Origin of the sequence: Rubrivirga marina (genome assembly GCF_002283365.1) — a bacterium.
GTDB lineage: Bacteria > Bacteroidota > Rhodothermia > Rhodothermales > Rubricoccaceae > Rubrivirga > Rubrivirga marina.
Genome location: NZ_MQWD01000001.1, coordinates 243,876 through 262,425, shown reverse-complemented (window position 1 = coordinate 262,425; position 18,550 = coordinate 243,876). Strand labels below are relative to the sequence as shown.

17 protein-coding genes and 1 tRNA gene are annotated in these 18,550 nt (G+C 71.6%); 8 read left to right on the top strand and 10 right to left on the bottom strand.

All coding sequences use genetic code 11. The features are described 5' to 3' along the window. Window positions 1-11 precede the first annotated feature (11 nt). Window positions 12-902: an alpha/beta hydrolase gene (locus tag BSZ37_RS00995; RefSeq protein WP_095508754.1), complete on the top strand. Its 891-nt coding sequence runs from the start codon at window positions 12-14 to the stop codon at window positions 900-902. 45 nt (window positions 903-947) lie between these two features. Continuing rightward, entirely contained in the window at window positions 948-1,307 is a 360-nt protein-coding gene (locus tag BSZ37_RS00990) for a hypothetical protein (RefSeq protein ID WP_095508753.1), read from the top strand. A 32-nt stretch (window positions 1,308-1,339) separates the two neighbouring features. On the opposite strand, the gene BSZ37_RS00985 is transcribed toward BSZ37_RS00990, so the two are convergent. Further along, window positions 1,340-2,512, bottom strand: a complete 1,173-nt coding sequence (locus BSZ37_RS00985; protein WP_095508752.1) for an esterase/lipase family protein — start codon at window positions 2,510-2,512, stop codon at window positions 1,340-1,342. 92 nt (window positions 2,513-2,604) lie between these two features. Further along, window positions 2,605-4,452 carry a translational GTPase TypA gene (gene typA / locus BSZ37_RS00980; protein WP_095508751.1) on the bottom strand — a complete coding sequence of 616 codons (1,848 nt, stop codon included), beginning with the start codon at window positions 4,450-4,452 and terminating at the stop codon, window positions 2,605-2,607. Window positions 4,453-4,654: 202 nt separating this feature from the next. Between typA and BSZ37_RS00975 the strand changes: the two genes are divergently transcribed. Together BSZ37_RS00975 and BSZ37_RS00970 are read left to right on the top strand one after the other, a co-directional pair. Next, window positions 4,655-5,659, top strand: coding sequence for an SDR family oxidoreductase (locus tag BSZ37_RS00975; protein ID WP_095508750.1), 1,005 nt, complete (start codon window positions 4,655-4,657; stop codon window positions 5,657-5,659). Window positions 5,660-5,756: 97 nt separating this feature from the next. Continuing rightward, a complete protein-coding gene (locus tag BSZ37_RS00970; protein WP_095508749.1) occupies window positions 5,757-6,569 on the top strand; it encodes a M48 family metallopeptidase in 813 nt (270 codons plus the stop codon). On the opposite strand, the gene BSZ37_RS00965 is transcribed toward BSZ37_RS00970, so the two are convergent. The 8 genes from BSZ37_RS00965 to BSZ37_RS00930 all read right to left on the bottom strand — a co-directional run bounded on the left by BSZ37_RS00965 (window position 6,559) and on the right by BSZ37_RS00930 (window position 15,395). Continuing rightward, window positions 6,559-7,782 (bottom strand): multidrug effflux MFS transporter, encoded by a 1,224-nt coding sequence (locus tag BSZ37_RS00965; protein WP_179299411.1) that lies wholly within the window; start codon window positions 7,780-7,782, stop codon window positions 6,559-6,561. The two genes, BSZ37_RS00970 and BSZ37_RS00965, sit on opposite strands and share 11 nt — an antisense overlap. A 136-nt stretch (window positions 7,783-7,918) precedes the next feature. Further along, window positions 7,919-8,980, bottom strand: a complete 1,062-nt coding sequence (locus BSZ37_RS00960) for a hypothetical protein (RefSeq protein WP_095508747.1) — start codon at window positions 8,978-8,980, stop codon at window positions 7,919-7,921. Then, on the bottom strand, window positions 8,980-10,665 hold the full coding sequence (locus BSZ37_RS00955; protein WP_095508746.1) for a sodium:solute symporter family protein: 1,686 nt from the start codon (window positions 10,663-10,665) through the stop codon (window positions 8,980-8,982). Before BSZ37_RS00955 ends, BSZ37_RS00960 begins: the two co-directional genes overlap by 1 nt. A gap of 1 nt (window position 10,666) precedes the next feature. After that, window positions 10,667-10,948: a DUF4212 domain-containing protein gene (locus tag BSZ37_RS00950; protein ID WP_095508745.1), complete on the bottom strand. Its 282-nt coding sequence runs from the start codon at window positions 10,946-10,948 to the stop codon at window positions 10,667-10,669. A gap of 99 nt (window positions 10,949-11,047) precedes the next feature. Then, window positions 11,048-11,824 carry an SDR family oxidoreductase gene (locus BSZ37_RS00945; RefSeq protein WP_095508744.1) on the bottom strand — a complete coding sequence of 259 codons (777 nt, stop codon included), beginning with the start codon at window positions 11,822-11,824 and terminating at the stop codon, window positions 11,048-11,050. Window positions 11,825-11,957: 133 nt separating this feature from the next. After that, window positions 11,958-13,943 (bottom strand): acetate--CoA ligase, encoded by a 1,986-nt coding sequence (gene acs / locus BSZ37_RS00940; protein ID WP_095508743.1) that lies wholly within the window; start codon window positions 13,941-13,943, stop codon window positions 11,958-11,960. A 126-nt stretch (window positions 13,944-14,069) separates the two neighbouring features. Beyond that, entirely contained in the window at window positions 14,070-15,011 is a 942-nt protein-coding gene (locus BSZ37_RS00935; RefSeq protein WP_095508742.1) for an aldo/keto reductase, read from the bottom strand. 93 nt (window positions 15,012-15,104) lie between these two features. Then, window positions 15,105-15,395: an aquaporin gene (locus BSZ37_RS00930; protein WP_095508741.1), complete on the bottom strand. Its 291-nt coding sequence runs from the start codon at window positions 15,393-15,395 to the stop codon at window positions 15,105-15,107. Between the two features lie 203 nt (window positions 15,396-15,598). Between BSZ37_RS00930 and BSZ37_RS00925 the strand changes: the two genes are divergently transcribed. From BSZ37_RS00925 to BSZ37_RS00910, 4 genes are all read left to right on the top strand, one after another. Beyond that, window positions 15,599-15,820: a hypothetical protein gene (locus BSZ37_RS00925; RefSeq protein ID WP_095508740.1), complete on the top strand. Its 222-nt coding sequence runs from the start codon at window positions 15,599-15,601 to the stop codon at window positions 15,818-15,820. 171 nt (window positions 15,821-15,991) lie between these two features. Further along, the gene (gene holA, locus BSZ37_RS00920; protein WP_095508739.1) at window positions 15,992-17,029 is read left to right on the top strand and encodes a DNA polymerase III subunit delta; all 1,038 of its coding nucleotides are present in this window, start codon (window positions 15,992-15,994) and stop codon (window positions 17,027-17,029) included. Window positions 17,030-17,243: 214 nt separating this feature from the next. Next, window positions 17,244-17,819: an RNA polymerase sigma factor gene (locus BSZ37_RS00915; RefSeq protein ID WP_179299778.1), complete on the top strand. Its 576-nt coding sequence runs from the start codon at window positions 17,244-17,246 to the stop codon at window positions 17,817-17,819. 194 nt (window positions 17,820-18,013) lie between these two features. After that, a tRNA-Val gene (locus tag BSZ37_RS00910) sits at window positions 18,014-18,087 on the top strand. Window positions 18,088-18,550: the final 463 nt, after the last annotated feature.

Below are 18,550 nucleotides of genomic sequence, written 5' to 3'. Positions count from 1 at the left end.
AGGGTGGGCCCATGCGCCTCCTCCTCCTCGTCCTCGGCGGCCTCGTCTCCGGCTGCGTCACGCTCGACGTCGGGCCGAGCCACGTCCTCCACCCCCGCCGCGACGCCGAGGCGGGCGGCCTCGCGCTCGACGCGGGGGCCGTCGCCGACGCCGTCCCGGGTACGACGCTCGAGACGTTCCCCCTCGTAGCGTCCGATGGCGTGACGCTCGCCGGCCTGCGCGCGCGCCACGCGGCCCCCGACGACGCCCGGCCGACCGTCCTCTACTTCGGCGGCAACAGCTTCCGGATGTCGTGGCTCGGCATGAAGAAGCTGGTCCCGATCCTCCGCCTCGGCGCCGACGTGGTCCTGGTCGACCACCGCGGCTACGGGCGGAGCGGGGGCGAGGCCTCGGTCGAGGCACTCAAGGCCGACGCGCTCGCGTGGTTCGACGCCGTCGCGGCCGAGGTCGGGGCCGAGCGCGTCGTCGTCCACGGGCACTCGCTGGGGAGCTTTCTGGCGAGCCACGTCGGCGCGCACCGCAAGGCGGGCGGGGTCGTCCTCGAGAACTCGGCGACGACGACGGAGGCGTACGCGCGGGCGCGGCTCCACGCGTTCCCGGTCCTCCGCCCGTTCGTCCGGCTCCGGGTGGACGAGGCGCTGCGGGGCGAGGGCAGCCTCGCGCCGGTCCGCGAGATTGAGGCGCCGTTGCTCCTACTGGCGGGCGCACTCGACGGACGGATTCCTGCGTGGATGAGCGAGGAGCTGTACGCGGCCTCGCCGCTGCCGCCCGGCCGAAAGCGGCTCGTCGTGTTCGCCTTCGCCGACCACAACCGCGTCCCGTTCGACGCCGACTTCCCCCGCGTCTACCGCTCGTTTCTCGCCCTCGTCCGCGCGGAGGCGGTGCGCGCCGAATCGCCTTGAGGATGCCGGGCGAGCGGATAGCTTGAGCCGATCCGCCTCTGCGCCATGTCCCGCCTCGTCCTCGTCGCCGCTCTGCTTCTCGCCGCCTGTGACAACGTCGGCGGGCTCGACCGGCCGGACCTCGGCGACCCGTACCGCGTCGAGTCGGCAACGCTCGACGGCGACACGCTCCGCGCGGTCGTCCAGTACGGCGGTGGGTGCGCGACTCACACGTTCGAGCGGCAGAGCCAGACGGACGGCGAGCGCTGGGAGGTCTGGTTCGTCCACGACGCGAACGGCGACCTGTGTGAGGCCCTCCTCACCGACACGCTCGCCGCCGACGTCGCTTTCTTACCCGCCACTGCCATCCCGCTCGTCCTGCTGACGCTGTCCGGCGACGACGTTCTGCTCCGCGCGCACCGCTGACCCCGGCCGCCTCGGCGCCGAGGCGGGGACGGTCAGGCCAGCCAGCCGACGAGCCGCGCGGTGACCTCGGGGCGGTGGAGAAGGTCGAAGTGCGTGAGGCCAGGGGCCGTCCACCGATCGTGTGGCGTGAGCGTGCGAGCCGGGTCCGCGTGCCGGCCGAGCGCGCTGTCGAGCGGGACGAGGCCGTCACCGAGCGTCTGGTCGCGGACGCCGCCGCGCCCGTCGCCCGTCGTCGCGGCCACGAAGTAGCACGTCACGTTGTCGGGGAGCGGGACGTGCCGGCGGGCGTCGGGGGCGCGCTCGAACCGGTCCCGCTCGGCCCAGTCGTCGGGGTGGACGCTGCCGAAGCGGAGGTCGGTGACGCCCGCGCTGCGCGCCTGCCCGAGGCGGGCGTAGGGCGCGCCCCACCGCGTCGCGCCGAGGAGCGCGTCGACGGCGTTGCCGATCCGCTCCAGCGGCGCCCCGTGGTGCGGCGTCCCGAGGGTGACGAGCGCCACGTCGCGCGTCGGCCAGTCGTGGCCGGCGGCGCGGGCGGCCTCGAAGGCGCTTCGGGCCACGAGCCCGCCCATGCTGTGCCCGACGATCACGAGGCGGCGGACCGGCACCGGCCACGCCGTCACGGCCCGGTCGAGGAGGTCGGCGACGTCGCGTCCGTTCTCGGAGACGTGCCGCCCGCTGTTGTAGCGGACCGCCAGCCGCGTCGCGCCGAGCGCGTCGGCCAGCACGGCGCCGGGGTCGTGCGCGGCCGTGCCCCACTGCCCGTCGTGCATGCAGATGCCGTGAACCTGGACGAGCAGCACGTCGGACGGCACCGCCACCGACGGAGGGAGGGCACCGAGGTCGAGCGGGCGGCCGTCGTGGCGGAGGTGGGTCGTCGTCGCGAGCGGGTTGGCGTCGGCGTCGAGTGCGTCGCCGAAGGCGCCGTTGAGCGCAGCCACGAGCGCCTCGCGCGCCGCTGGCGGCGCGTCGGCGGGGACGACGAACGGTTCGACGGTCGCGAGCCCGCGGTCGAGCAGCCGCGCCACCCCGCGCGTCATGGCCCGCACGATCCGGTAGACGAGTCCCGTGATCCCGCGCGTCCGCCTCGGCCGGCCGACGGGTCGCGTGATCGTCGCGTGCGCCGCCTCGACGATGTCGGTCACGCCGACGACGGTGCGGGCGGCGAGCCGGGCGGCGCCGCGAAGATCGGAGACGGGAGGGGGCACGGGCGACGCGGCGGGTGCCCGTGCACGGCGCGGCGCCGTCGGAGTTGCGTCCCCGCCCGCCTCGGTGACGTCGCCGAGGCGGGCGGAGGGGGCTACGCCTCCTGCTTGCGGGCCATCGCCGCGCGCTTCCGCTCGTGCGGGTCGAGGTGGCGCTTCCGGATCCGCATCGCGTTCGGCGTGATCTCGATGAGCTCGTCCTCGCGGATAAACTCGATCGCCTCCTCGAGCGACATCCGCTTGGGCGGGTTGAGCTTCTCGAAGTTGTCCGAGCCCGAGGCCCGCATGTTGGTCAGCTTCTTCTCCTTCGTCGCGTTCACCTCCATGTCCTCGTCGCGCGCGTTCTCGCCGACGACCATCCCGTTGTAGACTTCGTCCTGCGGGCCCACGAACAGCTGGCCGCGCTCCTGGAGGTTGACGACGGTGTACGGCGTCACCTTGCCCTGGCGGTCGGCCACGATGGCGCCGGTCGCGCGGTGCGTGATGGGGCCGGCCCAGGGGCGGTACCCGTCGAAGATGTGCGTGAGGAGGCCGGTGCCCTTGGTGTCCGTGAGGAACTCGGTCCGGTAGCCGATGAGCCCGCGCGCCGGGATCTCGAACGTGAGGCGGACGCGCCCGCCGCCGTTGTTCTTCATCTCGACCATCATGCCCTTCCGCGTCCCGAGCGTCTCGATCACGACGCCCATGAACTCCTCGGCCACGTCGATCGTCGCGCGCTCGTAGGGCTCGTGGAGCTTCCCGTTGACCTCCTTCGTGATCACCTGCGGCATGCCGACCGCGAACTCGTAGCCCTCGCGCCGCATCTGCTCGATGAGGATGGCCATCTGGAGCTCGCCGCGGCCGAAGACTAGGAACTTCTCGGCCGAGTCGGTCTCCTCGATCCGGAGCGCGAGGTTGGCCTCGCCCTCCTTCATGAGCCGGTCGCGGAGGTTGCGGCTCGTCACGTACTTCCCGTCGCGCCCGACGAACGGGCTGTCGTTGATCCGGAACTCCATGGACAGCGTCGGCTCGTCGATGGAGAGGGCGGCGAGCGGCTTCGGGTCGTCGGCGTCGGCCACGGACTCGCCGAGGCCGATGCCCTGGAGCCCGGCGGCCAAGATGATCTCGCCGGCGGGCGCGCTCTCGGCCTCGACGCGGGCGAGCCCTTCGCTCACGAACAGCTGCGTCACCTGCGCCGGCTTCCGCGCGCCCTCGCGCCCGCAGAGGAGCACGCGCTGCTTGACCTTCAGCGTCCCGTTGACGACGCGGCCGATGGCGATCGGCCCGAGGAAGTTGTCCGGCTTCACGTCGGTGACGAGGACCTGGAGCGGCGCGTCGGGGTCGCCCTTCGGCGCCGGGATCGTGTCGACGATGGCGTCGAAGATGGGCCGGAGGTCGGTCATCTCCCCGCCCAACTCCGTCGTGCACTGGCCGTCACGGGCGACGGCGTAGATGACTGGGAACTCGATCTGGTGCTCGTCCGCGTCGAGGTCGATAAAGAGGTCGTAGACCTCGTTGAGCACCTCCTCGGGGCGGGCGTCCTGCCGGTCGATCTTGTTGATGACGACGATCGGCTCGAGCCCAAGCGCGAGAGCCTTCGACAGCACGAACCGCGTCTGCGGGAGCGGGCCCTCGGCGGCGTCGACGAGCAGCATGATGCCGTCGACCATCCGGAGCGTCCGCTCGACCTCGCCGCCGAAGTCCGCGTGGCCCGGCGTGTCGACGATGTTGATCTTGACCTCCTCGCCCGCGAGGGCGCCGGCGTCGGGGGTGTACCGCACGGCCGTGTTCTTGGCCATGATGGTGATCCCCTTCTCGCGCTCGAGGTCCATCGAGTCCATGACCCGCTCGGCGATGTCCTGGTTGTCGCGGAAGGTGCCGGACTGCCAGAGGAGGCTGTCGACGAGGGTGGTCTTGCCGTGGTCGACGTGGGCGACGATGGCGACGTTGCGGATCTGAGGCATGCGGTCGGGCCGAGGGGCCGAGGGAGTCAAGCCGCCAAGCTCCGCCGGCCTCGGTGACGCCACCGCCGAGGCCGGGGGGATTCGGGGCGAAGACGCGCGAGAGGCGCTCTGCGGGCACGGGGCGTCCCCTGAGATGCCGGTGGGCGACGAACGACCCGCCGCCGGAACCGTCGAACGGACACCCCTCCCACCGACCCCTCCCATGTCCGTCTCTCTCAAGCCCCTCGACCAACAGACGATCGTGATCACCGGCGCCACGTCCGGGATCGGCCTCGCGACGGCGCTCCTGGCCGCCGAGCGCGGCGCGACCCTCGTCCTCGCCGCCCGCTCCGCCGACGACCTCGACGAGGCCGCCGCGCAGTGCCGCGCCAAGGGCGCGACCGTCGAGACCGTCGCCGCCGACGTCGCCGACGCGGCCGTCCACCAACTCATCCACGACACGGCCCACGAGGCGTTCGGTGGGTTCGACACGTGGGTCAACAACGCCGGCGTCTCGGTGTACGGAGAGCTCAAGGACATCCCCGAGGAGGACGCCCGCCAGCTGTTCGAGACGAACTACTGGGGCGTCGTCCACGGGAGCCTGACGGCGGCGAAGCACTTCCGTGAGAAAGGCTCGTCGGGCGCGCTCATCAACGTGGGGTCGGTGCTGAGCGACCGGGCGATCCCGCTTCAGGGCCACTACTCGGCCTCGAAGCACGCCGTCAAGGGGTTCACCGACGCGCTCCGGATGGAGCTCGAGAAGGAGGGCGTGCCGGTGAGCGTCACGCTCGTCAAGCCGAGCGCGATCAACACGCCGTACGCCGAGCACGCGGCGAACCACATGGACCGCGAGGCCAAGCTCCCGCCGCCGACGTACGCGCCGGAGGTCGTGGCCCGGGCCATCCTCCACGCGGCCGAGCACCCGCAGCGGAACGTGACGGTCGGCGCGAAGGACGGCGTCGTCGCGGTCCTCGGCGGCGTCGCCCCGCGCCTCACCGACAAGCTGATGGAAGGCGCGTTCTTCGGCCTTCAGAAGGGCGAGCCCATCGCCGGCCCGACCGAGGGCGCGCTCCACGAGCCGCCGACGGGGGCCGTCCGCGTGAGCGGCAACGCCGACGGCCACGTGTTCAAGTCGAGCGCGTGGACGCAGATCCAGCAGCGGCCGATGGCGTCGCTCGGCGCGGCCCTCGCGGCCGGCGTCGCGATCGCCTGGGCTCGCCGGAACTGATCCGGTTTCGCCCGCCTCGGGGACGCCGCCGAGGCGGGCAGGTCCGCGGAAGCCTTGGCAACGCGAGCGCGTAGAGGCGAGGCCCATCCGTCACCCCATGCGCGCCCTCCTCTTCGTCCTCGCCTTCGCCGTCGTCCCGGGCTGCACCTGTTCGGGCGTCAACCGCGGCGACGTCAACCTCGTCTCGCTCGACGACGAGTGGGCGCTCGGCGACGAGCTGGCGGCCGAGGTGGAGGCGCAGACGGATCCGCTCCCGGACGCGGCGGCGCAGGCCTACCTCGACCGTCTCGGCGGTGCCCTCGCCGCCCAGACCGAGCTGGCCGACCGCGAGTGGACGTTCACGGTCCTCGACGACGCGGCCGTCAACGCGTTCGCCCTCCCGGGTGGCCACGTCTACGTCAACGCCGGAACCATCGCGGCGGCCGAGACGCAGGACGAGCTGGCGAGCGTCGTGGCCCACGAAGTCGCCCACGGGGCGGCCCGCCACGGGACCGAGCGGATGGTCAAGGCCTACGGCCTGTCGCTCGTCGCCGGGCTCGTCCTCGGCGACGACCCCGGCGTGGTCCGGCAGATCGTGGCCGAACTCGTCGGGCAGAGCGCGCTCGCGCGGTTCTCCCGGTCCGACGAGGAGGAGGCCGACGGGCTCGGGCTCGAGTACCTCGCCGCGGCCGGCTACGACCCCGGCGGCATGGCGGCCATGTTCGAGACGCTCACGGCGCTCCGCCAGCGCGCGCCCGGACCGCTGGAGCGGTGGTTCGCGACGCACCCCCTCGAGGAGGACCGGATCGAGGCCGCCCGCCAGGCCGCCGAGGGCGTCGAGGCGTCGGGCCCGCCGGCCACGGACCCAAAGGCGTTCGACGGGATCCGTCAGCGGGTCCGGGCCGAGGTGCCGGCCGCGGTCACGTCGTAGCCCCGTCCGCCTCGGGCGTGCCGCGGACGAGGAGGGCGTAGACGCCAACCGTCGCCAGCATAAGGACCGTCATCTGGACGGTCATCGCGAGTACAGGGTCCGGAAACAGGCCGCCAGCGAGCACGGTGAACGCGGCGCTGGCGCTCGCGCCCATGACCATCTGCACGCTCCGGATGGAGCCCGAGGCGGCCCCGGCCACGTGCGGGAGCGGCTGGATGGCCTCGTGGTTGGCCGTCGGCGAGATCGCCCCGAACGCGATCATGAGGGCGAACACGAGCCCGACGAGGAGGCCCGCCGAGAGGTGGCCGGTGGCGGCCAACCCGAGCGCGACCACGGAGCACGCGAGGCCGACCGCCAGCCCGACCTGGAGCACGCGTCGCCCCGGGGTCGTCGTCAGCCGCGAGTTGAGGAACGAGCCGAGGACGAGCCCGAACGCCGTCAGCGCGAACGCGCCGGAGTAGGCGCCCTCGCTCAGCCCGAACTCGCCGATGAACACGTCGGGCGAGCCGGCGACGTAGGTGAAGAGGGCCCCGAACCCGACGGCGTAGACGAGCGCGTAGCCCAGGAACGTCCGGTTGCCGAACACGGCGCGGTAGCTCCGAGACACCTGCCGGACATCGAGCCGCTGGCGGCGGCGCAGCGGGAGCGACTCCGGGAAGGCGACGAGCGTCCACACGAACAGCGCCGCGCTGATGGCGGCCTGCACGAAGTAGATGGTCCGCCAGTCGCCCCAGGCGAGGACGACCCCGCCGAGCACGGGGGCCGCCAGCGGGGAAAGGCCGAGGACGACGGCGACCTGCGCGATCTGCTTCCGGGCGTCCGGTCCGTCGAGCAGGTCGCGGACGATCGCGAGCGGCTGCGTGACGCACAGCCCGGCCACGGCGCCCTGCACGAGCCGCGCCGCGAGGAGCGTCTCGAACGTCGGCGCGGCGGCGCAGACGAGGGCCGACCCGGTGAACGCGACGAGGCCGATGAGCAGCGACTGCCGGCGCCCGAAGCGGTCGGAGAAGGGCCCGGCCACGAGCGGCGAGATCGCGAACCCGACCATGAACAGGCTGAGCGTCAGCGCGCCCTGCCCGGCGGCGGACGGCAGCGCGGCTTCGAGCGCCGGGATCCCCGGCAGCCCCATGTCGATGGAGAGCGAGGCGAGGGCGGAGAGGCCGGCCAGGAACGCGGTGAGCGTGAGCGACTGGCGGCGGAGGGCGTCGGACATCAGGAGCGTCATCGTTTGTGTGCCGAACGGCTCTCGCCCTCGGGTCCTTCCCGGGCCCGGAGCGCAAAAGCGCTTCCTGCACGGAGGATTCCGACGCCCTCCGCCTCGGGGCCTCCGCGGGCGGACCGAGGCGGGCCTACTCGTCGAGGCCGAGCTGGTCGAGCACGAGGCCGACATCGAGCCCGGTCTGCGCGAGGTGATAAAAGACGGCGTGCGGGAGGCCGTCGAGCAGGAGGACCACGACGCGGCCGCGGCCGTCCGCTCGCGTGAGGACGCCGGCCGTCGACTGGAGACCGGGGAAGCCGCCGCCGAACACGCCGAGGCGCGCACCGCCGCGCGCGTGCAGCGAGTCGGTGGCGGGCTCAGTCAGGATCGCGAGCGCGGCCGAGTCGCCGCGGGCCAGGTCGGCCACCTCGCGGGTGAGGATGGTGGCTCGGAGCCGGGGGAACGTCGCAGCTGCGGCCCGGCGCTGGGCGTCGAGCGAGAGCCCGAGGCCGTGCGCGGCGAGGTCCGCCTCGGTCGCGTCGCGGAAGACGTCGTCGGTGCGGAGCCGGCGGCTGAGGGCCCACGCCGCACGATCCGCTTGGCCGCTGGCGAGGAACGTGTCGAGCGTGTCGGCCCGCGCCGACTGGGCCCAGGCGACGAACAGACCGTCGAGCGGGACCCCGCCCTCCCACGCCACCTCGGCCGTGCGGGCCCGGAGGAGGATCGCGTCGCCGGCTGCACGGTCGCCCCGGAGGGCGCGACGCGCTAGCGTCGCGAACGGGACGGCCGCCGAGTCGGACGACGGCCGCTCGACGCCGGGCAGTGTGCGGAGCGCCGATGCCGGGACCGCCGCCGTGTCGCCGTGCACGAGGAGGTCGGCCATCGGCCCGACGAGCGGGAGCGCGACGGCGGGGCGGAGGGCGCCCGCGTTCCCAACAGTCATCACCGCCGAGTCGGCCTTCAGATCCCACACGACGAGCGTGCCGCGGTCGGGGTGCCGGCGGATCCAGTCGAGGAGGTCGTCCGGCGTCTCCAGGGCGCGGGCCTCGTCGGCGCCCTCCGCCATCGCCGACGCGTCGCCGAGGGCGCGCGAGACGGCGCCCCAGTTCCGGGCCACGGCGATCCCGATCGCGAGCACGAGCAGCCCGGCGATCAGGAGCGCGTGCCGGGCACACCCGAGGCGGGCGACCCGGTCGAGCGGAGCGACGGGCACTACGCCGTCGGCCCGTCCAACTCCGCCTCGGTCATCACGCGGGGGTACCGGATCTGCTCGACGAGCCGCTGGACGCGCTCCGGCGGCGGCGCCGTCGCCAGGCTCACGCCGACCGTCAGCGCGAAGTTGAGCAGCATCCCGACCACGCCGATCCCCTGCGCCTTGATGCCCAGGAAGCTCTCGATGATCGGCTCCGGGAACGTGTTCGGCGCGACGACGCTCGCCCGCATCAGCACGATCATGACGAACGTGAACGCGAGGCCGACGGCCATCCCGGCGATCGCGCCCTGCCGGTTGGCCCGCTTCCAGAAGATGCCGAGCACGATCGTCGGGAAGAACGAGGCGGCCGCGAGGCCGAACGCGAACGCCACGACCTCGGCCACGAACCCGAGCGGGTAGATCCCCAGGAGCCCGGCGAGGAGGACGGCCAGGAAGATCATCGCGCGGCCTACGCGGAGCCGTTTGGCGTCGTCGGCGCCGGGGTTGAGGACCTTGCCGTAGATGTCGTGCGCCAGCGACGACGAGATCACGAGGAGCAGGCCCGAGGCCGTCGAGAGCGCGGCCGCCAGCCCGCCGGCCGCCACGAGGGCCACGATGAACGCGCCGAGGCCGGCGATCTCGGGCGTCGCCAGCACGATGATGTCGCGGTTGATGGCGCCAAGGAACGTCGACACGTCGCCGCTGGCGGCGATGGCGCCGGTGTCGATCAGGCCGGTCGCGGCCCAGTTCTGGACCCAAGCCTGGTCGAGGAAGCCGGCCGTCCCGAGGTCCGTGTACTGCTGCAGGATCGCCGTCTTGGCGAAGATGGCGATCGCCGGCGCCGTCGTGTAGAGGAGCGCGATGAACAGGAGCGCCCAGAACGCCGACCACCGCGCGTCGCGGACCGACTTGACGGTGTAGAACCGGACGATCACGTGCGGCAGCCCGGCCGTGCCCACCATCAGGCAGAGCGTGATGCAGACGACGTTGAGCAGGTCGTTGTTGACGAACGGGCTGCTGTACGGGTCGAGCCCGAGGTCGGTCTGGAGCCCGTCCAGCAACGGCAGCGCTTCGCCGATGGCGACCTGCGGGATCGGGTTGCCGAAGAGCGTCACGGCGATGGCGACGGCCGGGATCGTGTAGGCCACGATGAGCACGCAGTACTGAGCCACCTGCGTGTACGTGATCCCCTTCATCCCGCCGAGGACGGCGAAGAAGGCCACGATGGCCATCCCGATCACGACGCCCCACTCGAACGGGACCTGGAGGAACCGGCTGAACGCGACGCCGACGCCGCCCATCTGCCCGGCGACGTAGGTGAACGAGACGAAGATGGCGGCGACGGCGGCCACCAGGCGTGCCGTCTGGGAGTCGTAGCGCTCGGCCACGAAGTCGGGCACGGTGTACTGGCCGAACTTGCGGAGGAACGGGGCGAGGAGGAGGGCCAGCAGGACGTAGCCGCCGGTCCAGCCCATGAGGTAGACGCTCCCGTCGTACCCCTGGAACGCGATGATCCCGGCCATCGAGATGAACGACGCCGCGCTCATCCAGTCGGCCGCCGTGGCCGCGCCGTTGGCGATCGCCGGCACGCCCTGGCCGGCGACGTAGAACCCCTCCGTGTTGGCAACGCGGCTCCGGTAGCCGATGTAGAGGTACGCGGCGAACGTCAGGCCGACGGTCACCCAGGTCCACTCTTGGATCCCCATGCTAGTGTCCCTCGCCGCCGGTGGCCGTGGTCGCGTCGGTCTCGGCCAGCCCCGCCTCGGCGTCGGCCTTGTCGCTCGTGCGGGCGTAGATCCAGATGAGGGCGACGAACACGTAGATCGACCCCTGCTGCGCCATCCAGAACCCGAACGGGATGCCCCCGAACGAGAACCGGTTGAGGAACGGCGCGCCGAAGATGGACATCCCGAAGGCGACGACGGCCCAGACGGCGAGGAGGATCGCGATGCGGCGGATCTGGGCCTGCCAGTGCTGCTCCTTGGTCATGCGGAGGGAGGGTGAAGGCCGGAGTCTACGGCCGTTTGCACCGGCTGCGCTGACTCGTCTTATCTCTCCAGCTCCCCCTGCCTCGACGCCGAGGCGGGCCTACCCGTCGCCGCGCGCGGCCAGCGCCTCGGCCACGACGTCCGGCATCGGCGTCGGCGTCCGATTGAGGAGCCCCTCGAGGTCGTCGGGCGATCCCTCCAACGCGCCTTGGCGCGCGGCGGCGTCCGACTGCGCGAGCATGGCGGCGACGGGCTCGGGCAGGCCCGCCTGGATCAGGGCGTCGCGGTAGCCCTCCTCCGTCATGTCGACGTAGTTCACCGGGGTGCCGGACTGCCGCGTGAGCTCGGCGGCGTACTCCGTCATGGTGAACGACGGGCCGGCGAGTTCGTAGGTCCGCCCCGCCTGGTCCTCGTCGGAGGTGAGGACCACGGCGGCTGCCTCGGCGAAGTCCTTCCGCGAGGCGGCGGAGATCCGGGCGTCGCCCGCGCTGCCGAGGACGGCGCCGTGCTCGAGCGCCGCGCCGATCGAGCCCGTGTAGTTCTCGGTGTACCACCCGTTGCGGAGGACGACGTGCGGGATCCCGCTGGCGTCGAGCAGGGCCTCCGTCTGGCGGTGCTCCTCCGCCAGCCCGATCTCGGACGTGTCGGCGTGGAGGATGCTCGTGTAGGCGACGAGCCCGACGCCGGCCTCTTGGGCGGCGTCGATCACGAGCTGGTGCTGGGCAACCCGCCTTCCAGTCTCGTTCCCCGAGATGAGCAGCAGCCGGTCGACGCCGTCGAGAGCCGGGCCGAGTGTCTCCGGCCAGCCGTAGCCACCTTCGCGGACGACGCCCCCCCGGTCGGCGAGGTGGCCGGTGGCTCCGGTGACGGCGAGCATGGCGACAGAGGGGACGGGGCAGAGACCCCTTGGCCTCGTTTCCTGTTCTAACAACTAGTCGCCGGCTCGTCCTGCCTCGGTCTCCCGACGGTGGCACCGAGGCGGGGGAGGGGGACGGCCGTCCCGCCTCCCTCTACTCGTACGCCGCGTCGTCTTCGGGCCGGCCGCGGCGGCCGGTGATCAGCTTGTCCACGACCTCCGGGTCGGCCAGCGTCGACGTGTCGCCGATGCTGTCGTGCTCGCCGGTGGCCACCTTGCGGAGGATCCGGCGCATGATCTTGCCCGAGCGCGTCTTCGGCAGGCCGGCGATGGCGAACTGGAGGAACTCCGGCGTCGCGATCGGCCCGATCACCTTGCGGACGTGCTGGCGGAGCTCGGCGCGGAGGTCCTCGTTCGGCGTCGCGTCGGCGGCGAGCGTGACGTAGGCGTAGATCGTCTGGCCCTTGATGGGGTGCGGGACGCCGACCACGGCGGCCTCGGCGACCGCGTCGTGGAGCACGAGCGCGCTCTCGACCTCGGCCGTCCCCATCCGGTGGCCGCTCACGTTGATCACGTCGTCGACGCGGCCCGTGATCCAGTAGTAGCCGTCGGCGTCGCGCCGGCAGCCGTCGCCGGTGAAGTAGGTGCCCGGGTAGGCCGTGAAGTACGTGTTCTTGAACCGCTCGTGGTTCTCGTAGACCGTCCGCGCCTGGCCCGGCCAGCTGTCGGCGATGACGAGCAGGCCCTCGGCCTCGCCTTCGAGGACTTTGCCCTCGGCGTCGAGCACCTGCGGCTGGATGCCGAAGAACGGGACCGTCGCGGCGCCCGGCTTCTGGTCGATGGCGCCCGGGAGCGGCGTCAGCATGTGGCCGCCCGTCTCCGTCTGCCACCACGTGTCGACGATCGGGCACCGGCCCTCGCCGACGACCTCGTGGTACCACCGCCACGCCTCGGGGTTGATCGGCTCACCGACTGTGCCGAGCACGCGGAGGCTGCTCCGGTCGTGCCTCGTCACGAAGTCGTCGCCCTGCGCCATGAGCGCGCGGATGAGCGTCGGCGCCGTGTAAAAGAGGGTGACCCCGTACTGCTCCACGACGTCCCACACGCGGCCGGCGTCGGGGAACGTGGGGACGCCCTCGAAGAGGACCTGCGTCGCCCCGTTGATCATCGGCCCGAAGGCGATGTAGCTGTGGCCGGTGATCCAGCCGACGTCGGCGGAGCACCAGAAGACGTCGTCCTCTCGCCAGTCGAACGTGATCTCGTGCGTGAGCGACGTGTAGACGCAGTAGCCCGCGGTGGTGTGGACGACGCCCTTCGGCGTGCCGGTCGAGCCCGAGGTGTAGAGGATGAAGAGGGGGTCCTCGGCGTCCATCGGCTCGCACGGGCACGCGCCCGAGGCGGACCGGGTGGCCTCGTGGTACCACACGTCACGGTCGTCCCAGGTCACGTTGCCGCCCGTGTTCCGGACCACGAGGACGTGGCGGACCTCGCTGTCTTCGCCCAGCCGCTTGAGGGCGGCGTCGACGTTGGCCTTGAGGGCGATGGTCTTGCCGCCTCGGCGCCCCTGGTCGGCCGTGATGACGAAGTCGGACGCGGCGTCGCGGATCCGGCCGGCGATGGCCTCCGGGCTGAACCCGCCGAAGATGACCGAGAAGATGGCCCCGATCCGTGCGCACGCCTGCATGGCGTAGACGGCCTCCGGGATCATCGGCATGTAGATCGTGACGCGGTCGCCTTTCTGGACGCCGAGGTCCTTCAGGACGCTCGCCATCCGCTGGGTCTCCGCCAGTGCCTCGGCGTAGGTGATCTGTCTGCGCTCTTCCTTCTTCGGATCGTCAGGCTCGAAATAGAACGCGACGCGGTCGCCCCGTCCCTCCTCGACGTGGCGGTCGAGGGCGTTGTAGCACGCGTTGAGCTTGCCACCGACGTACCACCGGATGTGGAGGTCGTCGGCGTCGAAGCTCACGTCCTTGACCGTGTCGAAGGGCTCGATCCAGTCGAGGCGGTCGGCCTGCTCGGCCCAGAAGCCCTCGTTGTCCTCGACGGACCGGCGGTACATCTCGTCGTAGGCCTCGCGCGAGCCGACACGGGCATTCTGGCGGAAGGCGTCGGAGGCGGGGTAGAGGTCGGGGGCGCTCATGAGGGAGGGGCAGTGGACGGGGGCCGGAGCCTACGCACCGTCCCCGCCGCGGTGCCAGCAGGCCCTTACCCTGCGGGCCGAGCCCCCCGCCTCGGCGCACCGACGGAGGCACCGAGGCGGACGAGGTCAGGCCGGCTGAGCGAGGATCTCGTCGACGGCATCGAGCTCGTCCTGCGAGAGCCGCCAGCCCGCGGCGCCGACGTTCGCACGCACCTGCTCCGGCTTCGTCGCCCCGGCGATGACCGACGCCACCGGGTCGTGGGCGAGGAGCCACGAGAACGCCAGCTCGAGGATCGTGCGGCCGCGCTCCTCGGCGAAGGCGATCAAGCGCTCGACCGTCTCGAGGTTGTCGTCGGTCAGCAGCCCATCGCCCATGCCCTTGAACTTGCCCTCGGTGGCGGTGAGCCGGCCGTCGGCGGCGTCGGCGTCGCCTGCCCGGTACTTGCCGGTGAGCAGGCCGCTCTTGAGGGGGAAGTAGGGGACGAAGGCGAGGCCCAGGACATCGCACGTGTCGAGCACGCCGTCCTGCGTCGGCTCCCGGTGGAGGAGGCTGAACTCGTTCTGGACGGCGACGAAGCGCACGTCTTGGGCGACGGCCTCCGCCTCGCGGAGCTGACTCGAGGAGAACCCAGAGCACGCGATCTCGCGGACCTTCCCCTCCTCGACCAGTCGCGCCATGGCGCCGAGCGTGTCGGCGATGGGCGTGTCGGGGTCGGGCCGGTGGAGGTAGTACAGGTCGATGCGGTCGGTCCCGAGCCGGCGGAGGCTCGCCTCGGCCGACGTGCGGACCGTCCCGGGGCGGGCCTGCCCCGTCGGTCCGTCGGCCGGGCGGTGGCCGAACTTGGTGGCGATCACGACGTCGTCGCGACGGTCGCCGAGGGCGCGGCCCAGGAACGCCTCCGAGGCGCCCTCGCCGTAGCTCTCCGCGGTGTCGAAGTGGGTGATGCCGGCGTCGAGGGCGGTGTCCACGACCCGTTGGGAGGCGGACTCCTCGATGTGCCAGCCGAAGTTGTTGCAGCCGAGGCCGACGGTTGAGACCTCGAGCGAGCCGATGCGGCGGGTGTCCATGAGGGGAGGGAGAGGAGTGTCGCGGCTCGTTACCTGTCGCAACAAGCACCGTTCCGCCCGATCCGCGTCTCCGCCCGCTCTTCGGGCGGGCCCTTACGCCTCGGGGACCTGGACCCGGAAGGCGAGCGCCGCCAGCGCCGCGCCGGCCGGTTGGGCCAGCACGTATGGGACGATCCCGACGGCCGGCAGCCGGCCCCGCAGCCAGTAGGCGAGCGTGACGGCCGGGTTGTAATGCGCCGCCGAAACATGGCCGCCCATGTAGATCGCCCCGATGAGCACGGCCGCGATGGCGAACGGCGCGTACGTGCTCCCGATCAGGACCGTCAGCCCGATCGTGAGGACGAGGAAGGTGCCGAGGAACTCGATCATCGTCTTGGCAGCCAAGTTCGGAGGGGGAGAGGGCGTGCCACGAAGCTAGGCCGAGCGTCCACGCCGACAAGTGGGAACGGGCGGGCACCGAATAGGGCCGGCAGTTCCAGAACTGAGACAGAGTGCCGTTTACTAGGGACGTGTACAGCTCCTCACACCCCCTCCGTTCCTCCACGACCGCGACCCGCGACCCCCGCGCGTTCGCGCGGCCCGGCCGCATGTCGCCGTCGGAGAACGAGGCCTACCAGCTGTTCATCCTGGCCGAGGCCGGCGTCGAGCGGATCCGCTTGCGAGCGAGTCAGGCGCCCGACTCGGCACCCGAGTGTCACGAGACCGACGGGTTCGTGATGACGGTCGACGAGGCGATGGCGCTCCGCCCCATCCCACACGAGGTCGGTCCCGGGTGGCGGTGCGGCTGCACGTACCGGCCCGCCGGGTGAGGGCGCGCTCGCGGAGGTCCGGTCCCTGAGCGTCCGGTGAGCCTGGGCGTCCGGTGAGATCGTGCCTGAGGATCGGCCGAGGTCCCCGGATGGCGTCGGCCCCGGCCTACCTTCGGTGTCACGACCTCGGCACCCCCGCGGCCGACCTTCTCGACTCCCTCCCGACCGCCCATGGCGAAAGGCCGCTCCAAGACTGGCGCCTCGTTCGACGACCTCGCGACCGGCTTTCGGCACGGCCAGTTCGCCCCGCTCTACTTCTTCTACGGGGAGGAGGGCTGGTTCATGGACGAGCTCCAGCGACTCGCCGTCGAGCACGCCGTCGAGCCCCACGAGCGCGACTTCAACCTCGACGTCGTGTTCGGGCCGGAGGCGACGGCGCAGCAGGTGCTCGCGCAGTGCGCCCAGTTCCCGATGATGGCCGCCCGTCGGCTCGTCGTGGTGCGCGGGTTCGAGAAGCTGGCCGACAACGGGCTGTTCAAGAGCTACGCCGAGGCGACCAACCCGCACGCCGTCGTGGTCCTCCTCTGCAACGCGAAGCCGAACGTCTCGGCCCACCCGTACCGCGCGCTTCGCGAGAACGCCGTGTGGTCGAACTTCGAGCCGCTCAAGCCGGCCGCGCTCCCGAGCTGGGTCGAGAAGCGGTTCAAGGCGCGCCGCGTCGAGACCGAGGCGGGCGCGGCCGCGATGCTCGCCGAGATGTCGGGCTCCGACCTCCGCGGCCTCGACGCCGAGGTCGACAAGCTGGTGACGTACGTCGGCGACCGGAAGCGGGTCACGCGCGATGACGTGCTGCGGGCCGCGGGCCATTCGGCCGAGCAGAACCCGTTCGAACTCCAGGCCGCCCTCGGCCGGGGCGACGTGCCCAAGGCGCTCGCCATCGCCGACGCGCTCCTCGCCCAGGCCGGCAACAGGGCCGGCGAGGCGATCCGGATCGTCGCGCTCCTCTCGTCGCACATGACGAAGCTGTGGAAGCTGACAGGTTGTCTCGAAGCGGGTGTGCCTGAACGCGAGTGGGCCGGACAGATCGGCGTGCCGCCCTTCTTCCTTCGTGACTACGTGCCACCCGCCAAGCGCTACGGTCCGAGGGGCCTCCGCCGGGCCTTCGAGGCGCTCTTGGCGGCCGATCTGGAACTCAAAGGCGGCTCCCACCGCGACGAGCGGCTCATCCTGACGCTCGCCCTCCGCCGCGCCGCCGCGACGACTCCCTAGCGCGCCACGGGGGATTCCACGAAAGGGCCGTGATCCCTGTTGTCACAACCTTCCCGGGCACGCTCCTTGCGCATCTCTAGGTCGCTGACAAACCGGCGCCCCCACCACCTCCCTTCTCTCCGCCTCGCATATGCCGACCCTGAAAAAGCAGACGTTCGCCAAGGCCAACAAGACGGTCACCCCGGCCTCTAAGAACCACGGCGTCCTGTCGCAGATGAACGACGAGGACCTGATGTCCCAGTTCCAGATGGGCACGGTCGAAGCGTTCGACATCCTCGTCAGTCGTTACCACGACCCGCTGACGAACTACATCTACCGGTTTCTCGGCGACCTCAAAGAGTGCGAGGACCTCCTCCAGGAGACGTTCCTCCGGGTCTACCGCAACCGGCACAGCTACCGCCGAATTGCCAAGTTCTCGACGTGGCTCTACACGATTGCCGGCAACCTCGCGCGGAGCGAATACCGCAAGCGGAAGCGCCGTCGGCTCTACAGCCTCCAGTCGGTGAACCGCGACGACGAGGAGTACGAGGTCGAGATCCCAGACGAGACGTTCCTCCCGGACAAGCACGCCGAGGGCACGATCCAGGACAAGTACATCCAGGACGCGCTCGCCCAGATCCCGGAGGAGTTCCGTGAGGTCGTCGTCCTCCGCGACGTGCAACAGCTGGCCTACGAGGAGATCGCCGATATCACGGGCCTCCCGATGGGCACGGTCAAGAGCCGGATCAACCGCGGCCGGACCAAGCTCCAGGGGATCCTCAAGGAGGTCTACACGCCGGAAGAGGCCTAGGCGCTCCTCTGATCTGGTCCTCGTGGCCCCGAGCCACCACAAGGGCGGCCTTCTTCGGAGGGTCGCCCTTGTGCGTGTCCGTCCGCCTCGAGACGTCGGTGGGCGAACTCCGCGCCGAGGCGGTCGTCCTCGCGGTCTCTCCACGCGGGCGCCTTGCCGTGCTGCGCGGCCCCGGGCTACTTTCGACGCCTGTCGGGCCCTTAGCTCAGGGGTTTAGAGCGCTCGCCTCACACGCGAGAGGTCGTTGGTTCAAATCCAACAGGGCCCACTCCGAAGCCCGGTATCCTGTTGTAGGAGACCGGACTTGCGGTTTAGGGGTACAACATGGGTACAACAATCGGCGCTCGAGGCTTGCTCGGTAGTGTGGAGCTACGCCAACGGTTGTGGCCTGACGGGTCTACGGGGGACCATCGAGCGGAGACGGGGATCTTGACTCCTCGGACTCGAAGTCGCGTCTGGGGCTGACCGGCTCGGGTGACCCAGACGCGGAGGCCCTCGGGGTGCGCTGGACGCACGGTGAGAGGGGAGCCGACCGGTATTCCCGCCAGCGGGCGACACCCTGGCGCCCGCTCAGAAAGAGGCGTGACAGGAATGCGCCTTCCGCTTCTCACTCTCCATAACGGCGCATATTGACGGTTCCTGGCCCCCGTCGGACCTCGGCGGCGGGCACGGGCGGAGACGCCGCTCCACGAGGCCGCAGCGATCGTCACCCCGCTGGACGTCCACCCGCA

Excerpts from the sequence above, each read along its gene's own strand:
- BSZ37_RS00990 (WP_095508753.1), top strand. The coding sequence starts at position 948 with ATGTCCCGCCTCGTCCTCGTCGCCGCTCTGCTTCTCGCCGCCTGTGAC.
- BSZ37_RS00955 (WP_095508746.1), bottom strand. The coding sequence starts at position 10,665 with ATGGGGATCCAAGAGTGGACCTGGGTGACCGTCGGCCTGACGTTCGCC.
- BSZ37_RS00950 (WP_095508745.1), bottom strand. The coding sequence starts at position 10,948 with ATGACCAAGGAGCAGCACTGGCAGGCCCAGATCCGCCGCATCGCGATC.
- holA (WP_095508739.1), top strand. The coding sequence starts at position 15,992 with ATGGCGAAAGGCCGCTCCAAGACTGGCGCCTCGTTCGACGACCTCGCG.
- BSZ37_RS00935 (WP_095508742.1), bottom strand. The coding sequence starts at position 15,011 with ATGGACACCCGCCGCATCGGCTCGCTCGAGGTCTCAACCGTCGGCCTC.
- typA (WP_095508751.1), bottom strand. The coding sequence starts at position 4,452 with ATGCCTCAGATCCGCAACGTCGCCATCGTCGCCCACGTCGACCACGGC.
- BSZ37_RS00945 (WP_095508744.1), bottom strand. The coding sequence starts at position 11,824 with ATGCTCGCCGTCACCGGAGCCACCGGCCACCTCGCCGACCGGGGGGGC.
- acs (WP_095508743.1), bottom strand. The coding sequence starts at position 13,943 with ATGAGCGCCCCCGACCTCTACCCCGCCTCCGACGCCTTCCGCCAGAAT.
- BSZ37_RS00915 (WP_179299778.1), top strand. The coding sequence starts at position 17,244 with ATGAACGACGAGGACCTGATGTCCCAGTTCCAGATGGGCACGGTCGAA.
- BSZ37_RS00995 (WP_095508754.1), top strand. The coding sequence starts at position 12 with ATGCGCCTCCTCCTCCTCGTCCTCGGCGGCCTCGTCTCCGGCTGCGTC.
- BSZ37_RS00975 (WP_095508750.1), top strand. The coding sequence starts at position 4,655 with ATGTCCGTCTCTCTCAAGCCCCTCGACCAACAGACGATCGTGATCACC.
- BSZ37_RS00925 (WP_095508740.1), top strand. The coding sequence starts at position 15,599 with ATGTCGCCGTCGGAGAACGAGGCCTACCAGCTGTTCATCCTGGCCGAG.
- BSZ37_RS00970 (WP_095508749.1), top strand. The coding sequence starts at position 5,757 with ATGCGCGCCCTCCTCTTCGTCCTCGCCTTCGCCGTCGTCCCGGGCTGC.
- BSZ37_RS00965 (WP_179299411.1), bottom strand. The coding sequence starts at position 7,782 with ATGTCCGACGCCCTCCGCCGCCAGTCGCTCACGCTCACCGCGTTCCTG.